Raw genomic sequence first — 253 nt, 5'->3', positions numbered from 1 at the left:
CAGGGCCAGTGTGACCCAACCTTGACTGTTCAAAAAGGTGGGCCGGTTGGCCTTGTGGCTGTGATCGTGTTTGACGCTGATCCCCGGCCCTTTCTTCGCGCAACGAGGAACCAGCGTATCGTCGATGATCAGGTTGACCAGCTCGTTTGGAAAAACTCTTTGCGTCAATTGCAGCAATTGAATGGACAAGTCGGCGACCGAGACATTCGCCCGCTCGATCAGTTTGTAGTAGGTGGTCCAGTGCGCCTCGCGG

General features: G+C 55.7%; 1 protein-coding gene. It reads right to left on the bottom strand.

Going from position 1 to position 253, the window contains the following annotated elements; all coding sequences use genetic code 11:
• Positions 1-253, bottom strand: a 253-nt coding sequence (locus tag IV91_RS0114705) for a transposase (protein ID WP_031599567.1), incomplete at both ends; no start/stop codon positions are given.

Source organism: Ferrovum myxofaciens (assembly GCF_000735045.1).
Classification (GTDB): Bacteria; Pseudomonadota; Gammaproteobacteria; order Burkholderiales; family Ferrovaceae; genus Ferrovum; species Ferrovum myxofaciens.
Note: the sequence above shows the minus strand (reverse complement) of the source record. Positions and strands in the feature narration are given on the sequence as shown.